The organism is Methylobacterium gnaphalii, assembly GCF_007992215.1.
Classification (GTDB): Bacteria; Pseudomonadota; Alphaproteobacteria; order Rhizobiales; family Beijerinckiaceae; genus Methylobacterium; species Methylobacterium gnaphalii.
On sequence record NZ_BJZV01000002.1, the window covers coordinates 59,316 to 82,893 of the forward strand.

The 23,578-nt window shown below is 65.3% G+C and carries 23 protein-coding genes; 10 read left to right on the forward strand and 13 right to left on the reverse strand.

Annotated elements, in window-relative coordinates:
• Together MGN01_RS02160 and MGN01_RS02165 are read right to left on the reverse strand one after the other, a co-directional pair.
• A complete protein-coding gene (locus MGN01_RS02160; RefSeq protein WP_147044947.1) occupies positions 1 to 873 on the reverse strand; it encodes an SIR2 family protein in 873 nt (290 codons plus the stop codon).
• Positions 866 to 1,930, reverse strand: a complete 1,065-nt coding sequence (locus tag MGN01_RS02165) for a ParA family protein (RefSeq protein WP_147044948.1) — start codon at positions 1,928 to 1,930, stop codon at positions 866 to 868. Before MGN01_RS02165 ends, MGN01_RS02160 begins: the two co-directional genes overlap by 8 nt.
• Before the next feature lie 714 nt (positions 1,931 to 2,644).
• On the opposite strand from MGN01_RS02165, the gene MGN01_RS02170 reads away from it, so the two are divergent.
• Positions 2,645 to 2,947, forward strand: a complete 303-nt coding sequence (locus MGN01_RS02170; protein WP_147044949.1) for a hypothetical protein — start codon at positions 2,645 to 2,647, stop codon at positions 2,945 to 2,947.
• A 186-nt stretch (positions 2,948 to 3,133) separates the two neighbouring features.
• Positions 3,134 to 3,331 carry a hypothetical protein gene (locus MGN01_RS02175; protein WP_147044950.1) on the forward strand — a complete coding sequence of 66 codons (198 nt, stop codon included), beginning with the start codon at positions 3,134 to 3,136 and terminating at the stop codon, positions 3,329 to 3,331.
• 60 nt (positions 3,332 to 3,391) lie between these two features.
• On the opposite strand, the gene MGN01_RS02180 is transcribed toward MGN01_RS02175, so the two are convergent.
• The gene (locus MGN01_RS02180; RefSeq protein WP_147044951.1) at positions 3,392 to 3,604 is read right to left on the reverse strand and encodes a hypothetical protein; all 213 of its coding nucleotides are present in this window, start codon (positions 3,602 to 3,604) and stop codon (positions 3,392 to 3,394) included.
• Positions 3,605 to 3,778: 174 nt separating this feature from the next.
• Here MGN01_RS02180 and MGN01_RS02185 point away from each other — a divergent pair, with 174 nt between their 5' ends.
• Complete coding sequence (locus tag MGN01_RS02185; RefSeq protein WP_147044952.1) at positions 3,779 to 4,063, forward strand: hypothetical protein; 285 nt, start codon at positions 3,779 to 3,781, stop codon at positions 4,061 to 4,063.
• A 181-nt stretch (positions 4,064 to 4,244) separates the two neighbouring features.
• Here the strand turns inward: MGN01_RS02185 and MGN01_RS02190 are convergent, their stop codons facing one another.
• Together MGN01_RS02190 and MGN01_RS02195 are read right to left on the reverse strand one after the other, a co-directional pair.
• Positions 4,245 to 4,637, reverse strand: coding sequence for an acyl-CoA thioesterase (locus MGN01_RS02190; protein ID WP_147044953.1), 393 nt, complete (start codon positions 4,635 to 4,637; stop codon positions 4,245 to 4,247).
• A gap of 74 nt (positions 4,638 to 4,711) precedes the next feature.
• Complete coding sequence (locus tag MGN01_RS02195) at positions 4,712 to 5,284, reverse strand: polysaccharide biosynthesis/export family protein (RefSeq protein WP_147044954.1); 573 nt, start codon at positions 5,282 to 5,284, stop codon at positions 4,712 to 4,714.
• A 185-nt stretch (positions 5,285 to 5,469) separates the two neighbouring features.
• Between MGN01_RS02195 and MGN01_RS02200 the strand changes: the two genes are divergently transcribed.
• Positions 5,470 to 7,761 carry a GumC family protein gene (locus tag MGN01_RS02200; protein WP_147044955.1) on the forward strand — a complete coding sequence of 764 codons (2,292 nt, stop codon included), beginning with the start codon at positions 5,470 to 5,472 and terminating at the stop codon, positions 7,759 to 7,761.
• Positions 7,762 to 7,765: 4 nt separating this feature from the next.
• Here the strand turns inward: MGN01_RS02200 and MGN01_RS02205 are convergent, their stop codons facing one another.
• Positions 7,766 to 8,959: a GNAT family N-acetyltransferase gene (locus tag MGN01_RS02205; RefSeq protein WP_147044956.1), complete on the reverse strand. Its 1,194-nt coding sequence runs from the start codon at positions 8,957 to 8,959 to the stop codon at positions 7,766 to 7,768.
• Positions 8,960 to 9,145: 186 nt separating this feature from the next.
• Here MGN01_RS02205 and MGN01_RS02210 point away from each other — a divergent pair, with 186 nt between their 5' ends.
• On the forward strand, positions 9,146 to 10,216 hold the full coding sequence (locus MGN01_RS02210; protein ID WP_147044957.1) for a polysaccharide deacetylase family protein: 1,071 nt from the start codon (positions 9,146 to 9,148) through the stop codon (positions 10,214 to 10,216).
• Between the two features lie 33 nt (positions 10,217 to 10,249).
• Here the strand turns inward: MGN01_RS02210 and MGN01_RS02215 are convergent, their stop codons facing one another.
• Together MGN01_RS02215 and MGN01_RS02220 are read right to left on the reverse strand one after the other, a co-directional pair.
• Positions 10,250 to 11,776, reverse strand: coding sequence for a caspase family protein (locus MGN01_RS02215; RefSeq protein WP_280178529.1), 1,527 nt, complete (start codon positions 11,774 to 11,776; stop codon positions 10,250 to 10,252).
• Positions 11,773 to 12,645, reverse strand: coding sequence for a DUF4399 domain-containing protein (locus tag MGN01_RS02220; protein ID WP_147044958.1), 873 nt, complete (start codon positions 12,643 to 12,645; stop codon positions 11,773 to 11,775). Before MGN01_RS02220 ends, MGN01_RS02215 begins: the two co-directional genes overlap by 4 nt.
• A gap of 171 nt (positions 12,646 to 12,816) precedes the next feature.
• On the opposite strand from MGN01_RS02220, the gene MGN01_RS24065 reads away from it, so the two are divergent.
• Positions 12,817 to 14,343, forward strand: coding sequence for an SUMF1/EgtB/PvdO family nonheme iron enzyme (locus tag MGN01_RS24065; RefSeq protein WP_238258367.1), 1,527 nt, complete (start codon positions 12,817 to 12,819; stop codon positions 14,341 to 14,343).
• A gap of 10 nt (positions 14,344 to 14,353) precedes the next feature.
• Here the strand turns inward: MGN01_RS24065 and MGN01_RS02230 are convergent, their stop codons facing one another.
• Together MGN01_RS02230 and MGN01_RS02235 are read right to left on the reverse strand one after the other, a co-directional pair.
• Positions 14,354 to 14,761, reverse strand: a complete 408-nt coding sequence (locus tag MGN01_RS02230; protein ID WP_147044959.1) for a hypothetical protein — start codon at positions 14,759 to 14,761, stop codon at positions 14,354 to 14,356.
• Positions 14,762 to 14,840: 79 nt separating this feature from the next.
• A complete protein-coding gene (locus MGN01_RS02235) occupies positions 14,841 to 15,053 on the reverse strand; it encodes a DUF2842 domain-containing protein (RefSeq protein ID WP_147044960.1) in 213 nt (70 codons plus the stop codon).
• 182 nt (positions 15,054 to 15,235) lie between these two features.
• Here MGN01_RS02235 and MGN01_RS02240 point away from each other — a divergent pair, with 182 nt between their 5' ends.
• Complete coding sequence (locus MGN01_RS02240; RefSeq protein WP_147044961.1) at positions 15,236 to 16,363, forward strand: COX15/CtaA family protein; 1,128 nt, start codon at positions 15,236 to 15,238, stop codon at positions 16,361 to 16,363.
• 264 nt (positions 16,364 to 16,627) lie between these two features.
• Positions 16,628 to 17,308: a PAQR family membrane homeostasis protein TrhA gene (gene trhA, locus MGN01_RS02245; protein WP_147044962.1), complete on the forward strand. Its 681-nt coding sequence runs from the start codon at positions 16,628 to 16,630 to the stop codon at positions 17,306 to 17,308.
• A 10-nt stretch (positions 17,309 to 17,318) separates the two neighbouring features.
• Here the strand turns inward: trhA and MGN01_RS02250 are convergent, their stop codons facing one another.
• Entirely contained in the window at positions 17,319 to 17,567 is a 249-nt protein-coding gene (locus MGN01_RS02250) for a hypothetical protein (protein WP_147044963.1), read from the reverse strand.
• A 309-nt stretch (positions 17,568 to 17,876) separates the two neighbouring features.
• On the opposite strand from MGN01_RS02250, the gene MGN01_RS02255 reads away from it, so the two are divergent.
• On the forward strand, positions 17,877 to 18,098 hold the full coding sequence (locus MGN01_RS02255) for a hypothetical protein (protein ID WP_147044964.1): 222 nt from the start codon (positions 17,877 to 17,879) through the stop codon (positions 18,096 to 18,098).
• A gap of 26 nt (positions 18,099 to 18,124) precedes the next feature.
• Positions 18,125 to 18,667, forward strand: coding sequence for a hypothetical protein (locus tag MGN01_RS02260; RefSeq protein ID WP_147044965.1), 543 nt, complete (start codon positions 18,125 to 18,127; stop codon positions 18,665 to 18,667).
• Positions 18,668 to 18,674: 7 nt separating this feature from the next.
• On the opposite strand, the gene MGN01_RS02265 is transcribed toward MGN01_RS02260, so the two are convergent.
• Both MGN01_RS02265 and MGN01_RS02270 read right to left on the reverse strand, forming a co-directional pair.
• The gene (locus tag MGN01_RS02265) at positions 18,675 to 19,748 is read right to left on the reverse strand and encodes a hypothetical protein (RefSeq protein WP_147044966.1); all 1,074 of its coding nucleotides are present in this window, start codon (positions 19,746 to 19,748) and stop codon (positions 18,675 to 18,677) included.
• A gap of 40 nt (positions 19,749 to 19,788) precedes the next feature.
• Positions 19,789 to 22,803 carry a penicillin-binding protein 1A gene (locus MGN01_RS02270; RefSeq protein ID WP_147044967.1) on the reverse strand — a complete coding sequence of 1,005 codons (3,015 nt, stop codon included), beginning with the start codon at positions 22,801 to 22,803 and terminating at the stop codon, positions 19,789 to 19,791.
• Positions 22,804 to 23,578: the final 775 nt, after the last annotated feature.

The following is a 23,578-nucleotide window of genomic DNA, read 5'->3' on the forward strand; positions in this document are numbered from 1 at the left end:
CTACCACCCTGCCGTTGCTGCGATTTCTTCGCGAGCAACCTCCACCTTGGTCACCAAAGCGGCCACTGAGTCCGCTAAGGCTTGATGGTGGCTTGATGGATCATACAGCAGCGCACTCAAATTCATCGTCTCCTCCAGGACACGAAGGGATCCAGCGCGGGCTGCATCCTCGGGCATTACGATGTAATGGGGTCGTGTGCCCTCAAATCGATACGCGTGGTCTTCAAGTAATAGTTGTATATCTGGATCGCGCATCGATGCGCCGAGAAACACAAAGGTGTGTGTAACAAAAAGTCCGCGCATCAGCTGATAAAAATGGCCGTAATCACGCCGCGCCAGCGCATATTGAGATCTTGTGAAAATAGTCTGTTCAGGTGAGTCAATCGTACCGTGAATTTTGAGCACAACACGATCCTGCCGCCTGAAAACATCAGCCACATCTCTGTCATAATAGTTTTTGACTAAGACGGTGTTGTCTTGAAGTGCATTTGCCCTGTTTTCATATAGTTTGTCGAAATTGGTGGTCATAACTAATCTCGAATCCACTCGAGACAGATCGTCATGAATTTTTGCGGGGCGATATCCGTTACTCAGGAACTCCCGCAAAATCTCCGTCCGAAAAACTGATCCTGACAAATGCTTGCGGGCGAGTTCGCAAGCTGTAAGCATGTCGCCTTCCGTAATACAGGCTTCTACTTCGCGTTTATGACCTATATTTGTTATCAGAGACGCAAGATGACTTAGAAAATCTATCCATCCGCGGGGATGCTGACCTTGCGCATTTGCGGCATTGCGAGATACCCCAGCTCCTAGAAACAATACAGATTGTCTAGCCGCGATGTCCCGGACCAAATCTTCCGGCCAACTAATCATTTCGAAGCTCCGCGCTCCGGCGAAGATTTTTCATTAATGTTTCTGCTAGTGCTTTGATGAAATCTTTGTATTGAGCCTGTTGCTGAAACTGGCCGCCCGACAATCCATCGGCTCGGGTAAGTTTATGGATCGGGGCATGCGCTGTTTGCGCAAGCGGGACCAAGCTGAACATGTGTGGCACATCGCCGAGATGGACGTCATCGTTATTTAAAGGCGCAGCGATGAACTGGCCCAAGCTCCTGGCTATCTCTTCTGGTATCTGAGCTAGTATTTTTTCGTATGCCCCAGTAGCGCGTTTTTCATTTCTAATTGTCTTAGTTATATATTGTTGGACCGTATACCCGGCAAAGCGAGCCATCTTTGATGCGTCAGGTCTAATTTCTTTGCCGAAATCTTTAGTAACGTCGCCATGCATAGTTTTCATCCTTGCATAGGCGTCGTTGTAATTATTTTGCCACTGCTTGATCCATTCCGCTATGTTGTCGATGCCGATCAAGCTAAATATATCGCAGCCCATTGGCGCCATGAAGCAATCAACGCCAATAAGTATCGATCGATTTAGTGCTCCAAGACTTGGGCCTACGTCATAAATAACTAGATCATATTGTTGTTTAATATGGCTTAGAAGTTGAGTATTCCAGTTCGATACTCGTGCTCCGCCAAGGTCTCCCCCTAAGAAAAGGCTCCAGTTCGTGCTCAAACGATCTTCGATAAGCGCAACATGTGGATGCCCAGGCAGTACAGAAATACCAAACCGGTTCGATTCCGGCCCGGCAATCTTGTGAGACGTTTCAAGGGATGCATCGCCTCTCAACAGAGGAAGCAGAACTTGTTTTAGCGAATCGATTCCCGAAGAATTAGTAGTCGACCCGTATAGATTCTCAGTGGTTTCGTCTGGCAAGACTAATTGTGTGGCGTTACATTGCGGGTCTGCATCGACGAGTAGTACTGTTATGTTCTGTGTCTCGGAAAGGTAAGATGCAATATTGCATGCAAGCGTCGTTTTTCCGACGCCTCCTTTATTGTTGAAGAAACATAGACTGCCAAGCGCGGGCATGGATGGTTTGGCTCCGGTTCGCGCATTCACAAACGTGAGCACACATGCCCACAGCCGAGCCACGTCACACAAGTGACGTAAGAGCGCTTGAGCGGTGTTTTTTACCACAAGTCACAAAAAGTGAGCCGTCGACGGCCGTGCGTCGCGGTGGTTCGCCTAGGAGCTCAACGAAGGTCTCCTGGGAAGTAGCCGAGACATGTGGCTCGCGCAGTCGGTGATTGCATCGATTGGGAACGCGTGTTGAAGGATCAGCGCGCTGGCACGGCTTCGCAAGCTGCCGTCGAGCGGGTTGAACAATGCTAACCCGTTGCGTCTGGCGTCGGGTCACCGGCAACAACATCGCGGAACCCTTCACGAACGATGCGATGATGCGGACCGCGCATGAGCCTGTCAGTTGAGCGCCGTCGCGGGTGCGGGCGGAGGCGAAAATAACCCTTGCGCGTCAATGGGTGCTCGAAGAGCGGGTGCGGGAGGCAGGTGCCTGAACTTGCTCCGCTATTTTACATCTGCTCGGGGAGCCAATCCTTCTTCGAACAATCGACATTGTGCCGGACAGCCCGACGCACGCGGCGAAGGCAGGCGGCTGCGTTGCAATCGGTGTCGCGGCGTTGCTTCAGCCGAGTTCGACCGGCCGAAGATTCGCCGCAAAACCAGATCCAAGTCCGATGCTGGAAAGACCGAGAGGCGCTCCCGGTTTGAAGGCAAGGTAAGATTATGAAAAAGACGATCGCGACGGCCCTGATCTTCGGGAGCCTCACGGTTCTCGCGCCGGCGGCACACGCTCGCGACGGTATCAGTGCCGGCGGTGCCGCAGCCCTCGGCGTGCTCGGCGGCCTAGCCGTCGGCGGTGCCATCGCCGCGTCGAACGACGCCTATTATCCCGGACGGCCGGTCTATCGTGCGCCCCGTCCCGTCTATGTCGAGGAAGATGTCGGCCCGGTCTGCCACTTCGAGCGTCGCCGCATCATCGATCCCTACGGCGACGTCTATTTCCGCCGAGTCCGCGTCTGCGAATGAGTCAGCTTTCTTGAGTGCGATGGCCCGGCCGGCACCCGCCGAGCCGGGCTTTTTTGTGCGCGTTCACCGGCATTGCCTTTGACGGACGCCGCTTACCGGTCGCTCAAGGCGAACCGGCTCTGGCCTGCTGGGTTTCCGTTGGTAAGCCGAGGGCTGCCAGGCCCGCTACCATTAGAGGAGCCATCCTTGACCCAGCCCAAGACTGATACCGTGAGGCGCACCGAGGACGGAGACACGAATGTCGAGCAGCAGCATCCTGGGCTGCACACCCCCGTCCGCAGCGGGCCGCAGAAGGTCCAGAGCGACCGGGCCCTAGAGGCTGATCGGAACGTCACCGTGCCCCGATCGAAGCCTGCCGACGATGAGGGCAAGGATGACAGGTAGCCGCTGAGTCGTCGTACGGGCCGGCACGGTCGGTATGAGAACCTGCCGCGCCGGCTCAGATCAATGCGGCGCGAACGGCCCCGGATTGGAACTCGGAGCCGGTTTGGGCTCGGGCTTGCGGGTCTCTTCGGACTGCAGCTTCTGCCCGTCGACCGGACGGCTCGCGGCATCGTCCTGGCCAGGCCGTTCTCTCTCGGGCTCGCTCCGCCCGACTTTGTCGTCGTGCTCCTCGATCAACTCTTCCGCACTATCCCGGTCGCGCTCGCGATCCATCGCTCATCTCCTCATGTCCACGGGACGAACGGTCGGGAAGGCATTCGGTTTCCCATGTTCATCGGCGTGACGGCGACGGTGTCTCGGGCTGGCCTCCACGCTGTTCGTCGCCGTGAACAATCCACAATCGGCGTGGTTCTCCAGGGCAACCAACCCATTCAGGAGAAACGCACCATGCGGATCACGACCATCGCAGCCGCCGCCTCGCTCGCTCTTGCTCTGACCAGCGCGGCCTGGGCCCAAGGCGCCCCCGGCGGCAACGGGTCAGGCGGCAACGTCACGGGCGGTTCCACGACGAAGTCCTCCACCTCCGAGCCGGGTAATGTGCCGGGCAACGGACGGGCTACGGGGAGCAGCAACGGTGCGGGCACCGGTATGAAGGGCACGACCGGCGGCTCACCGGCCTCGAGCGGTGCGAGTGGCACGGGAACATCCGGCGGTTCCGCTGGCGGTCGCTGAGCGCGGCGGTACTCACTGCACTTGCGAAGGGCCGGGATCTCCCGGCCCTTTTTGCTGGGCGTTGCCCTGGTTTGCGGTAGGCTGGATTGGCTCGGCTGGCCCGCAACGTGAGGCGTCAGCATCAGCCAAAGGCGTCCGGAGCGGCGACGATCGGCGCGAACACTCCGACGGTTCTGCTGATTCAGGCTGGGAGCGGCCGCGGCTTCCCCTCATCATCGATCGCGACGAACACGAAGGTCGCCGCGGTGACCTTTTCGCGAACCTGCGTGCGGAAGCGACGGGCCCAGGCCTCGACCTCGATCGTCATCGAGGTGCGGCCGACGCGACCGATGCGCGTATAGACGCAGAGTACGTCGCCCACATGCACCGGGCGGATGAAGGTCATCGCGTCGAGGGCAACTGTAACCACCCTGCCCTGCGCGCGGTCGACGCCGGCGATGCCGCCGGCCTGGTCCATCTGTGAGAGAACCCAGCCACCGAAGATATCGCCGTTGGCGTTGGTGTCGGCGGGCATTGCGATGGTGCGGACGGTGAGCTCGCCCTTCGGCTCGGTCTCGACAACCGCCTCATCCATCGACGCTTTCCCCCGATTCGATTGCGTGTCCTTTATGCTTCGCGCGGTCGACCGGGTCCAGTTGGCGAAGGCTCCTAGAAGAAGCGCTCCTTGATCACGATGGTGTCGCCCGGACGCACGGGATAGCTCATCGGCACGATGCCGTTGACGAGGCCGCCCGGCCCCTCGCGCGTCAGCACGGCGTAATCCCGCGCCGCCCTCGCCCCGAAGCCGGCAGCGATGGCAACCGCCGTCTCCACCGTCATGCCGTTGACGTACTGGTACTGACCCGAGGTCGTGACCTCGCCGAGGATGTAGAACGGCCGGTAGGCGTCGATTTCGACGGTCACATGCGGCTCGCGCAGGAAGCCGTTCGAAAGCCTGCTCTCGATCAGCCGCGCGGCCTGCGCGGTCGTCTGGCCGCCGACCTGGACGGTCCCGACCAGCGGCAGCGCCACGCGGCCACCGCCATCGACGGCGTAGATATTCGAGAGATTGTCCTGACCGAAAACGATGATGCGCAGCTTGTCGCCCGCCGAAAGCGTGTAGTGGGCGGCGATGGAGCCGGTGCCGGTGGAGTCGAGCTCATTCGTCCGGAAGTCCGGGCGCAGGCAGCCTCCGAGCGCCAGCGTGGACGCGAGAGCCAGGATCAGTGCTCGCCGGTTCATGCGATACGCCGTCGTTACGAAATGACTGACCCGGCTTTACGGCGATATGGTTAATGAAAGCTGACGTCCTGCTTGCGCAGGCAGTCATAATGAGCGGGCTTAACTGTCAGTAAACCATGGTGAGCCTTATTGGTTAAGCGGGCCTCCGGGCTCCCGAAGTCTTGCCTTGCGTAAAGACGGTTGCCATGCCTCGTCGCTCCTCGACCATCGATCCCTCGCCGCACTTGGCCTATCCGCCCTCGGCGCGGGACGGGCTGACGCTGTCGCAGGTCGCCCCGATCCTGAGGCGGTCCTGGGCCTGGATCCTGATCCCGACCGTGCTGGTCGCGGCCGGCGCGGGCGTCTTCGTGCAGGTCGTCCCTCCTCGCTACACGGCGGAATCCAAGATCCTGCTCGAGACCCGGGACCCGTCCTTCGCTCGCACAGCGACCGAACGCGGCGACCAGGCTCAGCCGATCGACGAGCAGGCCGTGGCGAGCCAGGTCCAGGTGGTGATGTCGCGCGACCTCGCCCGGCAGGCGGTGCGCAGGCTCGGTCTCGTCGGCAATCCCGAATTCGATCCGACGGCCGGCGAGCCCGGCCCGATCCGGCGCCTGCTGATGCTGGCGGGCCTGAGCAAGCCGGCCCTCGACGCGAAGCCCGAGGATCGCGTTCTCGACACCTATTTCGACCGGCTGCTGGTCTACCCGGCCGGCAAATCCCGTATCCTGCAGGTCGAATTCAAGTCGGGCGATCCGGAACTCGCCGCCAGGGCCGCGAACACCATTTCCGAACTCTACATCGCCTCGCTCGAGGCCGCGAAGGTCGACACCGCGCGCTATGCGTCGACTTGGCTCGGCAGCAACATTGACACCCTCCGCGCGCGCGTCGCCGACGCCGAGGCGAAGGTCGAAGCCTACCGCGCCAAGAACGGTCTGATCGGCTCGGCCAACACCTCCGGCACTTCGCTGAGCGGCCAGCAGCTCGGCGAATTGTCGAGCCAGCTCTCGCAGGCCCGCACCATCAAGGCCGACCTCAGCGGTCGCGTGAAGGTGCTCAAGGAGATGATCAAGGAAGGCCGCGCCTTCGAGATCCCCGATGTCGCCAACAACGAGCTGATCCGCCGCACGGTCGAGAGCCGGATGACGCTGCGCGCCCAGCTCGCCCTCGAATCCCGGACGCTGCTTCCGGCGCATCCGCGCATCAAGGAGCTGACTGCGCAGGTCGAGGATCTCGACGCCCAGATCAAGGCCGCCGCCGAGCGCATCGTGCGCACGCTGGAGAACGACGCCAAGATCGCCGGTGCCCGCGTCGACAGCCTCCAGGTTGCGGTACAGGGCCAGAGCGACGTCGTCGCCAAGGGCAATTCCAGCGAGATCCAGCTCCGCGCCCTGGAGCGCGAGGCCAAGGTGCAGCGCGAGCAGCTCGAATCCTACCTCTCGCGCTATCGCGAGGCTGCCGCGCGCGATGGCGAGAGCGCGACGCCGGCCGATGCCCGGATCGTGTCGCGGGCGATGGTGCCGGAGCTGCCCTCCTTCCCGAAGAAAATCCCGATCGTCGGCTTCGCCTCGATCCTGACGCTGATGCTCGCCATCGCCGCCGTGCTCGGCCGCCACCTGCTCGCCACGCCGGAGGATCACCTCGACTGGCAGGCCGCCCCAGGCGGTCCGGGCCGTGACCCGTCAAGCCCGATGGGGCGCGCCGCCGACCGCAACGACTATCCCGAGCCGATGCCGCCCCGGGGTCGCCGTGAGCCGCCCCGCATCGTTCCCGCCTTCGGCAGCTTCGAAGCACCGGTCGCCGCCCAGGCCGCCTTTCCGCGGCTCGTCGCCGAGGCACCCGCTCCGCGCACCGGCGAGGCGCGTCCGCAGGCTCAGCCCGCCGCGGCACAGGACGACCGCTACGCCCTGCAGGCCCTGATCGACCGGCTCGACACGACGACCAGCCAGGGTGGCCGCTGTGTTCTCGTGATCGAGACCACCGAGCCGGCCGCTGTCACGGACGGCCTCGCCTCCGGTCTCGTCCGTGCCCTCGCGCCCCGCGCCTCGACCCTGCTCGTGGATGTCGGCGGCGAGCCGACCGGCCGTGGCCAGCCGGGCTTGACCGATCTCGTCGTCGGCGAGGCCGCCTTCCTCGACGTGATCCACCGCGTCGCGGGCTCGCGTCACCATGCGATCCGTACTGGCCTCGCCGACCGATCGGTGCTGCTCGACGAGCCGCACGGCCTCGCCATCGCCCTCAACGCCATGGTGCAGGCCTATGACTGGGTGATTTGCCGCCTCGTCGCGCCGACGGCCGAGCCAGCCGACGATCTGGTCTCCGCTCTTTCGGCCTGCATGGACTCGGTGGTGATCGCCTCCGACGCCGAGCCGGACGATGCCGGCCTCGTTGCCCTGTACGGCCTCGCTACCGAGGCCGGCGCGGGACAGGTGCTCGTTGCCCGAGGCCCGCTCGCTGAAGCAGCCGAGACGCAGATGGAGCTGCGCCTGTCGGCCTGAGACTTTATGAACGCCGCAGTGCCCGCAGGCGGCTCACCGCCTGCCACAGGCGCGGCGAACGCTTGATGCGGCGCTTCAGTCGCAAGGCCGCGTCCGTCGCTTGCGCGAAGAGGTGCCCGCGCAGGGTCACCGGGATCAGCACCTCGACGAGCTCGATGGTTTCGTCGCAGATGCTGGACTTGTAGCGCGCCTCGCCGACGCCGAGGTCGAAGGCGCGGCGCCCGGCACTGGTCTGCTGGTTGATCAGGTGGTGCAGCAGCAGGTCGCCGGGGCTGAAGCGACCGATCTCGGGATCGGGGTCGAACGAGGTCCACATCCCGCTGAAGCGGTTGTCGTTGATGGCGCCGCCGAAGGTCGCGAGCACGCGCCCGTCATTCTTTGCGATCAGCGCGTGCAGCTCGATCGCCGGGCGCGCTTGGCCCGGAGCGGTGGCGGCGGCAATGAAGCGTCTGACATCGTCGTCGGCGTAAGGGTTGGCGATGCCCATCATGGTGAAGCGCGAGCGCTTCTGTTCGTAGAAGGCATCGAGGATCGCGACGATGGTCTCGGGGGTCGTCGCCTGGACGTAGTCCACGGGGCCGAGTGCCTCGACGAGTTTGCGCTCCTTGGCGCGAAGCTTCTTGCGGGCGTCGCCGCTGAAGGCGCGTTTCACCGTGGCTTCGGCGTCGGGGCCGAGCATGAGGCCATAGGCGTCGCTGGCGCAGGGGGCGCCCTTGGTGCTCAGTGGGTTGGCGATGCCGTCCCAGAAGCGTGGCTGGTGGTCGAGGGCATAGGCATCGATTCCCGCTTCGCGGCCCGCCGCTACAAGCGCGGCCTCGACCTCCTCTGCGAACAGCCCCGCCGCCTGTCGCGAGGCATAGAGCGGCATGTGGTAGTTCGCGTGCTTGGCGCCCGCGACCCGCGCGACTGTGAGCCCGCGCATCCGCGAGAGCAGCAGCGGCAGCAGCATCGCCGGCCGCCCGGCCTCATCTCGCAGCACGAGGACGCGCAGGCGATCCTGCACCTCGAGCCCTCGTACGAAGGAGGCGACCCAGTCGAAGCGCTGATACGGCGTCGCGAGGGCATCCGGCGCGGTCTCCATGCCGCGCCAGAGCGCTTCGACGCTCGCGAGGTCGACGAAGACTTCCGCCTTCAGGCCGCCGCACATGCTGTCACGGATCATGCCCGCACTCGTCAGGTCCTGTGCCAGACTCGTCATCGACCCGCCCTCGCCGACCATCCCTCGTTCCCGGTCCTGTCCGGATAGCTCTCGAGAGTTGAACTCCGGATTGAAGCAACCCGATCCTCCGGGAACCGTCACTGACGATCTCGCCGGATGGGTAACGAAAGCTTGTGCACTCGACCGCTAGCGTCGCTGCCGGATCTCCGTCCGCAGGGCTCACCGATGCTGTCGTCGCGAAACCGTCACCGGCTGTTCAAGGCGGGATTCTCGGCCGTGTCGCTCGTCGGGGCAGATCGCTGGCTGGCGCCGGCTGCGCGTGGACGCGGGCTGATCCTGACCTTCCATCACGTCCGCCCCGAGGCACCGGCGCCCTACGCGCCGAACGGGCTGCTCGCCATCACCCCGGACTTTCTCCATCGCACGCTGACGCTTCTGCGAGCGCGCGGGTTCGAGCTGATCGGTCTCGACGACGTTCCGGCACGGCTGAGCGATCCGGCGCCAAAGGCTCCCTTCGCCGTCCTCACCTTTGACGATGGCTATCGCGACAACGTCGCATTCGCTGCACCGGTGCTCGCGCACCATGGCGCGCCTTGGACGCTTTACGTCGCGAGCGATTTCGCGGAGGGGCGCGGCCGGCTCTGGTGGATCGAGTTGGAGCGCGCCATCGGCCGTCTCGACCGCGTGCGCCTCTCGCCCGAGGAGACCGGAGGGTTCGCAATCGATCTGCCGGCGCGTGATGCCGCGGAGAAGTCGGCCGCCTTCGACGTGATCTATCGGCTCCTGCGGTCAGCCCCGGAAGACCGCCTGCTCGCGACGATTGCAGTGCTCTGCGAGCAGGCCGGATTCCCGCCGGGACAGATCGCCGAAGAGCTTTGCCTGTCATGGGACGAGCTGCGCGCGCTGGCCGCCGATCCCGCTGTGACGATCGGTGCCCACACGATCAGTCACCCGATGCTCGCCAAGCACGACCTGATGTTCGCACGGCGCGAGATCGCTGAGAGCCGCGACCGGATCGCATCGCAGCTCGGCCGTGAGATCCGCCATCTGTCCTTCCCGGTGGGCGACCCGACCTCGGCGGGGCCACGCGAATTCGCCATCGCGCGAGAGCTAGGCTTCGCGACCGCGGTGACGACGCGGCCGGGCCACCTCTTCGCCGACCATGCGGGCCACCTCCACGCGCTGCCGCGGGTGTCGATCAATGGCCTGCATCAGACTGACGCGGCGCTGGCGAGCCTGATCTCGGGCGTGCCATTCCTGGTCTGGAACCGCGGCCGACGGGTCAATGTCGGCTGATGTGAGCACCGGCTGCCAACACCGCCGTCTCATTCAGTTCTCATGCAGGCTTTCGCGCAACCGTGAGACCTGAGGTTGCAGGGCTTTGCAGGTCAGGTTCTGCTCGAACGTCTCGACCGCCATTAGGTTCGGTGCAGCCCTGAGGCGGGCGAGCGCCCTGCTCTCGTCCTCGCAGTTCGGTGCGGAGCGATTGGTCCCCAGCGACACGGGAATGGCCGGTGTGCCGGCAGCGGGCTTCGGCGCAGCCGCGGGGAGTGACGGCTTAGCGCTGTCGGCCGAGCCGGTGCTTTCGAGAAGTCGTGTCACCTGCGGCCGAAGTGCCTCGCATGTCAGGTCGCGAGCGAACGCGGCGATTTTCTCTGCCACCTGCCTTTCCCGGAGCATGGCGAGGGTTTCACGGTCACGATCGCAAGTGCTGCGCGGCACGACCTGAGCCATCTCCGGTTCGACCTTGCCGGGGTCGTGCCGCCGGGCTTCCATCCTGATGGCCGGCGTCGGCTCCGCGCTGGGGCGTTTGTTTGCCGCCTTGGCGAGATCGGCAGGCGTCGCGGTTGCCGGAGCCGGATCACCTGGCAGTTTCTGAAGCTGTGCGCGTGCGAGATCGGCCAGAAAGCCGGTGGGATGCGCTCGTAGGAAGTGATTCCAGGCATCGCGCGTTCCGATCCGATCGGCGAGCATGTAGTCGCGCGGGCCGTCGGCACCCGGGTCTGCCTGCGATACCGCCGGAGCCGGCTTGTCCGGAACGAGGCTCACCGTCGAGCCGCCGAGCGAACCGTAGACGAAAGGCTCCTGCTTGCCGCCGGTATCGCGCACGACGTCGTCGCGGACGCGGCCGAGGGCGACACGGATGTCGAGACCGGGCGTCGTCAAATGCTTGAGCAGTGCCGTGGTGAAGGGCGAATGGTCCGTCTGGCCGTCATCTGCCACCGAGCCCGCCCGGGCGGCATAGGCGACGAGCGTATCGCTCGCAGCAGGCTCGACCTTCCCGAGCCCCGCCGTGATCCCGCGTAGACTGACCGTGCGCTGCATTTGCGGGATGAACGGGTTGTCTCGGCAAGCATCCAGTATGATGAGCCGCAGACGCCGCGCGGGCTCGACGGCGCGGATGATCCTCTCCAGCGCCACGCCTTCGTCCTCAGCGTCGAAATCCGTTTTGAGCCGCGCATCGACCGGGATGATGTAGTTGGCGCCGTTCACCTCAATCCCGTGTCCGGCAAAGAACACGACGGCAATCTCGGAATCTTTGGTGATCCCCAGGAAGGCGCGGATGGCGCGCTTCAGTTCCAGACTTTCGAGGTCCTGCTTCAGCTCTACTGTCGTGAAGCCGGCCTTCTTGAACATCTCGGCGACCGACAACGCGTCGCGGACCGGGTTGGAGAGGACCGGCGCGTTGCGATAGGCCGAGTTGCCGATCACCAGCGCTACTCGTCGCTCAGCCGCCTGTACCTGCAGACCGGCCGTCGAAAGTATGAAGCAGGCCAGCATCAGCACGTGCAAGAGCCAACCGCTCAGGAATGGTGCGCGCGAACCCGGTCGCAGATGTGCTCGATCGCTCGTCATCGCCGGCGCTTGTGACGTTTGCGGCGGGGCGCCTGTCCGGATGCCGTCACGTTGACCGTGATCGGCTTCGAGACGACCGGCGGGTCGTGCGCCACGTGGTTCTCGTCGGCCAGGACGAGCTGTAGCTTGTGCTGGCCGAGTGGCAGCGACACCTTGGCTTCGGTCTGCCCTGCGCCGAAATGAAGATGGTTGGCATCGTTGGGAATCGGCCGGTCCAGCGGCGGCAGGTCCATGTCAATGAGGAGGTGGTGATGGCCGGTATTCGCCTTCGCGAAGCCCGCCGGCGCGACACCCATGTTCTCGAGACCGAACCGAATCAGCGGCGTACGCGAGACATAGCTGCCGTCGCGTGGGCTGACGATGTAGACCTTGGCGTCCTTCGGTGAGGGATGCCGGCTTCCCTTCTGCGCCGTCGCGGGTTCGGCGGCCCCAGCCTCCTTGACCATGACCTTGATGCGTTCCGACATCACGGGCGGCGAGTGCGGGATGTGCTTGTGGTCGGCCAGCAGCAGTTGAAGCGTGTGTTCGCCTGGCGGCAAGTCGAGAGTTGCCTCTGTCTGCCCTGCGCCGAAATGCAGATGGTTAAGATCGTTCGGGATCGGCTCGTTCAGCTTCGGCAGGTCCGTGTCGATGAGCAGATGATGATGGCCTGAATTGTCCTTCTGCAGTCCGGCCGCTGTCACGCCCATGCCGCGAAGGCCGAAATGCACCACGCTCGAGGGTGGGATGGTGGCGCCGTTCTTGAGGTCGATGAAGTATACCGCCGCACCCGGCGGAGAGGCGCTCGGGCCGCCTGCCTGTCCGCTTTGGCCCAACACGGCGCCGGACTGTGCAACTAGTACGACCGCGATCCAAAATGTTTGCCGCATCGCTATTCGGTGCACAGCATGGTTCCCGGCGGTAGCGAATGAGGGATACAGTCTCCGCAAGACTTTCGTCCCGACTGAACACAATGGCAAGCTGCTATCTATGCAGACATCGCGAATCCTGTCAGTTTCCGTGGGCGGCTTTCGAGCGCGCGTCGAGGATCTTCGAAAGACATGCGGAAGAGGTTGGCGACGGGACTTGCGCTCCTGCTGCTGGTGATCTCGGCGACGGTTCAGATCCATGCCCAGCAGCCGACATCAATCGATTCATCCTCACGCATAGCCTTGCTGCTCGGCAACGACCTCCAGGGGATCGGCGCGCAGCTCGGTCGGCTCGGCTTTGCTACGACCATGATCGAGAACGCGGATACGCAGCGCATGGCCGAGGCTGTGCGCAGCTTCGTTGCGAAGGCTCGCCACGGCTCGACCACTCTGTTTCTGTTCCGCGGCGCGATGCTGAGACTGGGCCAGTCAAACATTCTGCTGCCTTCCGACGCACGGGGCGCCTCGGAGGAAGCGGCGCGTTCCGTCGGGATCGACCTGAACGCGATCGAAAGCGATCTCTCCCAACGCGGCGCATCGACAAAAATTATCATCGTCGACGCCGTGGGCAGCGGTGCCGCGGCGGAAGCCTTTGGGATCCCGCGCGGTTCGCCCCCAGCGCTGGAACTGCACGAGGGAACGCTTGCGATCGTCAACACGAGCACGGAACCGCAGAAGGGCTTGCAGGGTACGGCCGGCGCCGCGGTCGATCTGTTCCTACCGGAGCTGCTGCGTCAGACGTCCATTCCCAACGTCACGCTCGAGCAGGCCTTCGCCAAGACGCGAAACGCCGTTGCCAAGGCTACGGCGGGCCGGCAGGTCCCCTTGGTGTCGTCCTCCCTAACGAGCGACTTCTACATCACCGCGAACGTGCCGGCTGTCGCGCCATCTGCGGCCGGCGCGACAGCGGATGGCGACGGCGCGGTGAAGGAGGCCAGCCCACAGGCGGGCGAGACCTTTCGGGATTGCGACACCTGCCCCGAACTGGTGGTCGTTCCTTCCGGTGAATTCGCCATGGGCTCGACCGATAGCGAATTCGAGAAGCCGCAACACCGCGTGGTTCTGGCGAAGCCCTTCGCGGTTGGCCGCTATGAAGTCACCTTCGCGCAATGGGATGCCTGCGCCGCCGCCAAAGCCTGCCGCGCAGACATCGACGACCATGGCTTCGGACGCGCCGACCGGCCGGTCATCGACGTAAGCTGGGACGAGGCGCAAGCCTTCGTGAAATGGCTGTCGTCACAGACGAAGCAGACCTATCGGCTGCCCACCGAAGCCGAGTGGGAATACGCGGCGCGGGCCGGGTCCCGTTCGGTCTTTCCGTGGGGAGCCACTGTCGGCAACGCCAAGGCTAATTGTGATGACTGCTCCGGCAATCCCGCGCGGACGACATTGCCGGTCGGCAGTTTCCGGCCCAATGCCTTCGGGCTGTTCGACACAGCTGGCAACGCAGCCGAATGGGTCGACGATTGCTGGAACGGCTCCTATCGCAGCGCGCCGTCGGACGGCTCGTCCTGGCGCACCGGGCAGTGCCAGATGCGGGTGCTTCGCGGCGGTGCTTTCGCCAACAAGGCCAGTGCCGTACGCTCGTCCGCAAGGTTTCGCTACGATCGCGACGTCCGCTACTACACCAACGGTTTCCGCGTCGCCCGCGACCTGTAGGTACGCTCGTTCAATGACGGCGGTGCCGTCTCCGGCGGCTCGATCCGCCCTCGCTCGCGCTTCCGATGTCGAAGCTCGCGCTCTGCCGTCCCCCACTGCGTGAATACCGCCCGCGCCGGCCTCGCCGGGGCGTCTCGTCGATCACGGGCTCTTCCAGGGCCGGCATGCCGGCGATGGCCGACGGGGTTGGTGGCGGCACGGTGATCGCAGGGCCCGGCCCTATTCCCTCGCTGCCCGAGACGCCCTTGGCGGCAGGCCCGAACATCGCGAGGCACTGGTTATACGCGAGGTCGTTCTTCAGCCGCTCGCAATCAGCCATGGACCGCGGCGCGTTCTGGGCGACGGCAACGGACGCGACGAGGGACAACAGACCTGCGGTTCCAAGGGCACGGATCGTCGATACGGGCAGGCGGGGCATCGGGCGCGGTCGGCTTCGGGATTGTGTGTGGGCCAGGGTCGCGGCCTTCTGAAGACGGAGTGCGGCGAAAAAAGGAGGATCAGACCGGATCGTCCGGGCGCTCCATCCAACGGATCAGCGGCATCAGTGGAAAGATCCAGGCGATGCCCAGGATCGAGTAGAGCAGCGCCTGGACCAGCGCCGGCGTTTCCGCGATGCGGCTGTCCGCGAGCGCCATTGCGAGCGGCGCGTAGACGATCACGAAGGCCAGGATCGCGATGGTGCCGATCAGGGCGCGGGTGCGGCGGCGCATGGGGCAGTTCCGAAGGCGTGTCTCGACGAGGAGGGCAGGCCTAAAGCCCCTGTGCGACCCTGGCAACGCGCGCGATGCCACTGCGACCCCGCCGGCGTTGCTCCACGACCCGGGCGCGGCCTAAAGCATTCCGAGATGCCGGACAGTCCGGCGCGAGCCTTCATTGGACATCGCCGAGCCTCATGCCCTCTTCCCCCTCTATCCGGAGCGCAGCCATTCGTCCGCATCGTCGCGCGGTGCGGATCTGGCTCTATCTGCTTGCCGGCCTCGTCGTCGCCATGGTTGCGCTCGGGGGCGCCACACGGCTGACCGGATCGGGTCTGTCGATCACCGAGTGGAAACCGGTCACCGGTGCGATCCCGCCCCTCTCGGCAGCAGATTGGGCGGCGGAGTTCGAGAAGTATCGTGGGACGCCGCAATACAAGATCCTCAATGACGGCATGGGCCTCGATTCCTTCAAGGCGCTCTATTGGTGGGAATGGGCGCATCGCCTGCTCGGGCGGTTGATCGGCCTCGCGTTTTTCCTGCCGCTGATCGTATTCTGGCTGCGCGGCGCGCTCGACCGGCGGCTCGGCCTCGGCCTCGTGGCGCTCGGCGTGGTCGGCGCCTTCCAGGGTGCGATCGGCTGGATCATGGTGGCCTCGGGCCTTCAGCCCGGCATGACCGCGGTGGCGCCGGTGAAGCTCGCGCTGCATCTGACCACGGCAAGCGTGATCCTGGCTGGCCTCGTATGGCTCGCCGCCGGAACCCGTTCCGTAGCGCTCGCGCCGGCGCCAGGCCGTATCCGCGCGGGATCCGTCGCGCTGATGCTGCTTGTCCTGGTGCAGATCGCGCTCGGCGGCCTTGTCGCGGGGTCGCATGCCGGGCTCGCCTATAACACCTGGCCGACCATGAACGGCCGGTTTGTACCACCGCTGGACGTTCTCTTCGCGACGGTGCCCTGGATCGAGAACTTCGTCGACAACCTCACCCTGGTGCAGTTCAACCACCGGATGGTGGCCTACCTCGTCGTTATCTTGGCCGTTCTGCACGCGTTCGATGCGCGGCTCAGCGCGCCCGGCACAGGGGCGGCGCGGCGGGCGGCGGGCGTCGCGATCCTCGCTCTCGCACAGATGGGTCTCGGCATTGCCACGCTGTTGCTCGCAGTTCCGCTCTGGGCGGCGCTCGCGCACCAGGTCTTCGCCATGGCGGTCCTGACCATGGCCACGGCTCACGCCAGGCTCAGCCGCGGCCATGTTGCGGTCGCGACGGCGGTCGGCGAGCCGGTCGTGCCGTTCGGCTTCGAACCGCTCGCGGGCCGCACCACCTGACGGGGAGCCCGGCGTTCCGCTTCGGGAATCCAGCGCGGCACGCTCTGTGCAGGCTCCTCGATCAGGCCGACGCAAGATCGGGCTGTGGAGCCTGTCGACTAAGGCAAAGTGCTACAGCGAAATAGTCGTTACCGCGCTGCACACGCGTCTCGAATCGACTGTTCATTCGAGTTTTGCACAGAGCCAGTGCATCTCGGTATTTCTAGTGCGGAACAACTTGGGCGGCCTGTGACTTATGATGGACCGATCGATGAGGAGCCTGAGATGTTCCTGGCGGAAGACGGAAGGCCGCTCGCGCTGACTTGGCACTACACCCGCGAGGAGATGATGGCCGACGGCGCCGTGCATCTCCTGGGGGTCGCCCTCGGCATAGCCGGCGCGGTCGCTCTGGCGGCGATCGCCACGCTGACCCATCTCGGCTGGATGGAGCGCGCCTCGATCCTCATCTATGCCGGTGCTCTCGTCGCGATGCTCGGTGCCTCCGCCGCCTACAACATGTGGCCTGTCTCGCCGCGCAAATGGATCCTGCGCCGGCTCGACCACGCCTTCATCTACCTGATGATCGCGGGCACCTATACGCCGCTCATCGCACTGGTGGGTAATGGGCTGGTTGCCTGGAGCCTACTCGCGCTGATCTGGACGGTGGCGGCAGTTGGCATCGCGATCAAGTTGCTGATGCCCGGCCGTTGGGACCGCCTCTCGATCGTTCTCTACCTCATGCTCGGCTGGAGCGGCGTGCTCGCCTACGAGTCAACGATCGCGGGCCTCTCTCCGGCGGCCTTCTGGATGCTCGCCGTGGGCGGCCTGCTCTACTCCTTCGGCGTCGTCTTCCACGTCTGGCGGAGCCTGCCCTTCCAGAACGCGATCTGGCATGCCTTCGTGCTGGCGGCAGCCTGCTGCCACTACGGCACGATCGTCACCAGCGTGCTCGCCGCCGGCAACTGACGGCCTCCGTTCAGCCGGGGGCGGCCTCACTGCCCTCGCCGAGACAGTCGAGCGCGCGCTCGACCGCACCGACCGCTTCGAGCAGTCCCTGAACCATCGCGTCGATCTCGGGAGCCGGTCGGTTCATCAACGCGGCCCGCTCGGCCAGATCCTGAAGTCCGTCAAGCGCTGCGAACAGATCGTCGGCAACCGAGACCACGTCGCAGCGGGCGCGGATTGTGATGGATGCCGGACGGCGGAAGGGAACGACGTTGCTCATGGGGCGAGCCTTTCGAGGATTTCGCCCCAGTCTGCCATCATCCGCCCGGCTTCCTCCACACGAATGCCAGGGACTTCCGGCCTATCACCCCGTGTTCCGTTCGGCGTGGTAAGCCTCGCGTGGCCGCTCGACATCACATCTAAGCGAAACCGTTAGGGAACGGTACAGAGTTGCTTGACGAGGACGGCCCCGGGTCGCAGGCCAGGGGTGGGCGATGGGATCCGTCCGGCAGCGCTAAGGCCCTCCAGACTTGCACGGCCTGCGCACGACGGCCAGTGAGCCGCATAACTTGTTAACGGGAATCCACCGATGCGCCTGACCTTCGCCCTCATCGCCGCCGTCCTCGCCACCTCCGCGCTCTCCGGCTGCAACAGCACGGATTCCGGCCCGAGTGGCAGTGGGCTCTCGGAGAGCTTCAATCTCGACAATTACCGCCGCTCAGAAAACACCAACGGCACCCAGACCCGGCCGGACGTGAACCGTCAGTTCACGCAGCCTACGCTGCCGACGATCTCGAACCGCGGCTTCTGATCCGGGGGCGCGCGACGGGCCACGGCATGAGCGGGTTCTCGATCGACGAAGGCCCATGCGGCGCGGGGGCCGGCTCCTACGAGGCCGGGCTGTTCACACTTCCGGACGGCACCGCGCGCGGCGTCGAGACGATTGCGCGGCTCAGTCGCCGCTCCGCCCCTTCGCGTGGCAGCGCCCTGCCGGGCTTCCTGGGAAGCCTGCGCAAGGCGCTACCCACTGCCGGTCGCCTCGCGATGCCGGCGCGGCTCGCCGTCTCGACCGTGCGTGCCGGGCTCGGCGTGATCGAGGAAGGGCTGGGGCCGGATCAGGACGAGCCCGCCGTCGTGGAGATCGCCTTCGCAGACGGCACCATGATCGTCGCGCGGATGCCGCCGGCATTGATCGCCGCTCTGCGCCGGGACCGCGAGGTCGCCCTCGGTGCCCTCGGCCGGGCCGCGGTTGGTAAGCCAGCCCCGACGGAGGAGAGTGTGGAGGCGCAGGAGGCGAGCGAGGCGCTCACCTCGATCTTCCGCTACGAGAAGCGCCAGGGCCGACTGCGCCGTGTCACCGAGCCCGACGCCAAGGGCTGAGCGGTCGTCAGTTCTTCGCCAGCGCCTCGGCGAAGGCTCCGATGCGGTTGCGGGAATAGGTCGGCAGGCCGGCGCTGATCGACGAGCCGGTGTTAAACGAGGAATTTCCCATCAGCACCTGCACCGGCAGCAGGTTCTTAAGCACCGGCACCCGCGCATATTCCTGCTTGCGGTCGAGCACGTCGGCCTTCACCGCGAGCGCCATGTAGGTGGTGACCACCGACGTGCCCGGATCGTTCGGCACAGGTTGGACGATTGCCAGGAACTTGCCGAAGCGCAGAATCTGGTTGACCCAGAAGATCGTCTGTTCGAGTGCTCCCGCGACCGGGGTGTCGATCTTCGTCAGCGACGTCAGGCCGGCGGCCTCGCCGGCCGGCAGCACGCGTAGCTCGCTCTGGAACGACACGAACTCCGCGACCTTCTTGGTCGAACCGAGTTCGAGCTTGTTGGCCAGCCGCACGCCGAGCGGCAGCTTGCCTTCGAGGTCGTAGCGCGATTCCAGGCAGACCGCGCCGGGCGCGTCGCACCAGGCCCGGTCGGGACGCTTGGCGAAGGCGGCGGCCGGGTCTTTCGTTGGCGTGACGTCGGCCGGGTTCAGCGCCTTGTGGCGGATGGCGCCGTCCATTTTCGAGACGAAGTCGAGGGTCGCGTAGCGCGACAGGGCGATGCTGCCGGGCGCCTTGTTCACCACGAAGCGCCCTTCCGCGACATAGACCTTCAGGGTCTCGTGGCGCTGCTTCGTCACCCCGTTGACGGTCTGGCTGTAATCGGGCTCGGCGTAGCCCGGAAAGGGCGCCAGCGCCGCGGCCTCGGCGGGCCGCGTCTTCACCCAGTCATTGTAGGCGATCAGCCCGCTCTCGGGGTTGGTCGACGCCTTGTCGCGATAGTCCGTGAACAGGATCGTACCGGGCTTCAGCGTGGCGACGTCGGCTGCGTCCAGCGTCCCGACGTCCTTCACATTGGAGGGCACGGTCGCCGAGGGCGGGGGCGGCGCCTGCAGCTTGATGGTCTCCTGCGCGGCTGCCGGGACGGCCGCCGCCGCAAGGGCGAAGAGAAGGGTCGCCGAAAGCTGCTTCAGCACGTCGCATCCTTGGGTCGTGGAGGGCTCTGAGAGGCCGCGCTCAGTAGCGCGGATCGTCGCCGAACAGGTAGTCCGGATCGCGCCGGCGCGGCCGCGGATAGCCTTCGTCATCTCCGAACGGAGAGGGCTGCGTCTGGCCGTAACGGCTCCGGCCCGGCCAGTTCTGGTAGGGATCGTAGCGCTGCTGCGTGCGCCGCGAGGCATAGGGATCGGCGTCGTTCTGCGCGAAGGGGTCGAGCAGGTCGCTGCCGCTGCGGCCGGGGCGATTGCTATAATAGTCGCCGGCGACATCGGCCCCGTTCTCGGAATTGCCGAAGTCGCCATCCTCGGAATCGGGCCGCATCGCGTACATCGTCTCGCGCGGCACGAGGTTGTACTGCGTGTCGGCGACCTGGCCGTTCTTCTTGCGGAAATGCTCCAGGAACCCACCGCCGGAGAGACGCTGCCCGGAGCGCGGATCGATCGGCAGGTCGGCGATCTGGCCGAGCGCCTCGGGCGACGGCGGCGCGAGCGCTGTGCGCGGCACGCCGTTGGCCCAGGCTGCCTGGAAGATTGCCTTGGCGATCGGCACCGAGACATGGCCGCCGGTCTGGCCGCGTCCGAGGGTCTTTCGGATGCCGTCGGCATTGTCATAGCCGACCCAGACCACGACGCTGATCTCGTTGGTGAAGCCGGCGAACCAGGCGTCGTTCTCGTTCTCCGAGGTGCCGGTCTTGCCGGCCACATATTGCGAGATGCCGGACATCGCCGCCGCGGTGCCGTGCTGGGTCACGCCCTGCAGCATGGTCTTGAGCTGGTAGAAGGCGACGCGGTCGGCCGAGCCGATCCGCACCGGCGCCTTGGCCGCGTGCGTGAACACGGCCTTGCCGTCCTTCTCCACGGATTCGAGGGCGTAGGCGCTCGGGCGTGCGCCCTCGTTGGCGATGGCCGCATAGAAGCTCGCGAGGTCGATCATCCGCACCGGCTGCGCGCCAAGGACGAAGGGATAGTAGTTTTCGCACTCGGCGTAGAGCTGCGCTTCCAGCGCGATGTCGCAGACGCGCTTCAGGCTGGCCGGCGCCTTCTCGGCGATGCCGCCTTGCAACAGGCGCGCGGTGACGAGGTTCTTCGAAAATTCGAGGCCGCGCCGCAGGGTGATCGGGCCGGAGCCGCCGCCATCATAGTTCTTGGGTGACCAGGAATCCCCTGCCCCGCCGATAGGCGGCAGGGTCACGGGACTGTCCATCACCAGGGTATTCGGCTGCAGGCCGGCATTGAGCGCAGCGAGATAGGTCAGCGGCTTCAGGGTCGAGCCGGGCTGGCGCACGGTCTGCGTGACCCGGTTGAGCTGGCTCAGCGGATAGGAGAAGCCGCCGGTCATCGCCAGGATGCGGCCGGTCTTGTTCTCCAGCACGACCGCCGCGCCCTGGACGGCCGGGCGGACGCGGAGCTGTGCGCGGGGAGCGCGGGACAAGGGATCGATGAGTTTCACCCGCACTGCATCGTAGAGCTGCAGGCGGCCACGCGCGCCGCCAGCATCGAGATTCGCGACGCGGCCATCCGCGAGGCCGACCTTGGTACCGGACTTGCTAGTGGAGAGCACGACGGCCAGCGGCCAGTGCACGTCATAGAGCAGCGGCCGCGCAGCCTGGAGGGCGCGCTGCCAGGCCGGTTTCGGTCCGGCTGGCTTGACGGGCTGAGGTTGCTTGAGGGCGGCCTTCCTGCCGCGCGGGGGCACAGGTTCGGGCGGTGGAGGCGGCAACGCCGTTTCCATGACCGGGGGCATCGCCTCGAACCGCTTCACGGATTCCGCGAGGTTCACCTCCGGCCCGTCGTAGAAGACCCGGCCGACGCCCCGCTCGTAATTCGCGAGACCGTCCTGCAGGGCGGCTTCGACGGCGGTCTGGAGGCCGGCATTGACCGTCGAGCGCACCGTGTAGGAGGCGCTGGTCAGCGATTCCAGGCCGGCGAAGGTGCGTGCCTCGCGGCCGAGATGCTCGACGAAATAGAAGCCGGAATCGCGCCGCACCGTCTCGAAAGGCCTGATGCCGAGGTCGCTCTTCTGCGCCTCGGCGAGCTGCTCCTCAGTGATGACACCGTCCTCCTTCATCCGGGACAGGACGTAGCCGCGGCGCTCGCGGGCGCGGTCGGGGTACTTTTCGGGGTTGTAGTAGTTCGGCCCCTTGGGCAGGCCAGCGAGGAGCGCCGCCTCCGCAACGCTGAGCTGGCCCACCGACTTCCCGAACCAGCTCTTCGCCGCCATTTCGACGCCGTAGGAGCCGCGGCCGAGATAGATGCCGTTGAGGTAGAGGCCGAGGATCTGCGGCTTGGTCTGGATCTGCTCCAGGCGGCTGGCGACGATCATCTCGCGGATCTTGCGCTCGTAGGTGACGTCGTCGCCCACTGAGAGGTTCTTCACCACCTGCTGCGTGATGGTCGAGCCGCCGGCCGGGCGCCCTGGCGAGGCGAGATTTCCGATGAAGGCGCGGATCACGCCGCGCTCGTCGATGCCGTGGTGCTGGTAGAAGCGCTTGTCCTCCGCCGCGACGAAGGCCTTCTGCACCATGTCCGGGATCTCGGCGATCGGCAGCACGCGGCGGCGCCCGTTGGCCTCGAAGGCCTCGGAGTAGGTTTTTCCCGAATTGTCGAGGATCGTGCTCGCGCCCGGCAGCTTCGAATCCTTTAGCGCCTCGGCCGAGGGTAAGTCCTTCACCGCGTTATTGTAGAACTCGATCACCGCGCGGGCGTCGAAGGGCGAGTTCGCCGGGTTCTCGCCCTTGCAGAACTGCTTGTAGCTCGTGTTCAGCTCACCGAGATCGAGTCCGTGCAGGATCTTGGGCGCGTTGTCGCCCGCCACCGTGGACGGATCCTCCATCGCCGTGGTGATCAACTCGTCGAGGTTGATGTCCTCGATGTCGAAGGCCTTGCGCATATGTGCGCAGCCGTCGCGCAGGATCTGCACAACCTGATCGCGGTCGGCCACCGGGTCGAACCCCGTCTTCACCGCCTCCGGCCGCGTCGTGACCTGGCTGAGGGTCAGCGCGGTCGCGAACAGCTTGATCAGGATGGCGTTCATCGGGCGATGGGCACCGCGGGCAAGGACGCAAACGAAGGCGCTCTCCGAAGAGAACGCCCGAGCCCCGCATATGCGGTGCACAACGCGGCTGTTTTAAGATGGCGCGTCGTCTGCTGCGGTGCTCCCGAGCACGGTGAGATCCCGGATTTCCTCGGGACAAGCGTCTTCGTCCCCGCGCGGACGATCTCCGCCGTGGTTATGGATCGGGGAGACGCGGGACGCCGCGGACCCATGTCGACACGCGTGGTCACGAGAGGCGGGGGTCCCCGGCGTCCCGCGGTCCTGGCGCCCGTCGTGAGGGGCGGCCGGACCGGTTTTGCGTCGCGATGTCTTCGGTGATGTCGACCTGTCGCTCAACACGCCCCGGTGCCGGGCTCCTGTCTGGCAGGACGCCCCCATCCCGAGGAAGTTGCGTGGCTACCTCCTTCCGTGCGCACCGCCCCGTAGTGGACGATGCCGACAGCATCTCGGTGTCGCCCAGGCAGGGTCGGCCAAAGCCCGGCGCATTTCCTCGCCGAACCCCGCCACAGCCCGGGCAGACCTTGCGTCGACCCTTCCCGCCCGGGGCGGCGATGGGTGAGACCACCGACGCGGGCATCGCCCAAGCCTCCCCGGAACACCGCCCTCGACCCTGCGGCGCTCGCCCGACGGGCGGGAGGCTGGTGACGGACTTCAATCATAGAATAAGACAGATGTCAAGATATAAGATGTTTTTCTTACATCGCATTCCAGGTGGATTATCCTGCGGTTGAGCCACGCGCACCACTCCAGTGAG